Below are 957 nucleotides of genomic sequence, written 5' to 3' on the forward strand. Positions count from 1 at the left end.
AGCGGCGATGAATGATGACTATATGATGCAGATTCTCAAGTGCTTGTGTCAAGCCTGATTAAGATGCTCTTACCCTGGGCTCGGACTTAGCAAATATTCCTTTGGGGCTACGTCTATTTCCAATCGCATTGTTGAAGGATGGAGTTTTACTCCAAGGAAGTTCCCCAACAATTTATGCCATGGAGTCGGGCAAGCGCCGAGGGATTGCTGATCCTGCTACCTTTAAAATTAACGGTTTTAAATGGGAAGATGTGAAAGCTATCCCTGATGATGAGCTAAACAATATTCCGTTAGGAGCGCTGCTAAGTGGTGGGCGGGATGGAGCTTTGCTCAAAGGAAGCAGCCCGGAAATTTGTGTCATGGAGTCGGGCAAGCGTCGATCGATTCCGGATACTGCTACCTTTGAAGCTAGAGGTTATAAGTGGGAAGATGTCGTTATTATCCCTGATAATGAACTAGACAATATTCCGCGAGGAACCCCTTTACCCACAGTATTAGCGTATCAAGAGAAGGGCAGCCTCCTACATATTTCAGGCACAACATCAGATGGAAAATTGTGGCACTCAATTCGTTTTCCCAATGGGAGTTGGTCATCATTTGGAGATGTTGAAGGACAGACTGGAGACGGTGGCTTTATTACCAATGTAGCTCTCCAAGGAATCGGGGATGTAATTCACCTATGTGCTGTTAACAATTCAGGCAGCTTGTGGCATACAATTCGTCGTGCAGATGGCTCTTGGTTTGGTTTCGGTGATGTTAAAGGAGTCGCTGGAAATCGTGGAAATTTCGTTCACGTCTCTGTTGGTGAAGTTGGGGGTGAGTTGCACGTTTGCGGTGTCACCGATGATGGTCATTTATGGCACACAATTCGTCATACTAATTCTTGGTCTCCTTTCGGTGATGTTGAAGGACCCGCAGGAGACCGAGGCAAATTTATTAATGTCAGTTGTGCAGAAG

1 protein-coding gene is annotated in these 957 nt (G+C 46.0%); it reads left to right on the top strand.

The genetic code is table 11. The features are described 5' to 3' along the window. Positions 1 to 101 precede the first annotated feature (101 nt). Positions 102 to 957: hypothetical protein (locus QUB11_RS31020; RefSeq protein WP_333207533.1), on the top strand; the 856-nt coding region annotated here is incomplete at its 3' end.

Source organism: Microcoleus sp. B6-A1 (genome assembly GCF_036705085.1).
GTDB lineage: Bacteria > Cyanobacteriota > Cyanobacteriia > Cyanobacteriales > Microcoleaceae > Microcoleus.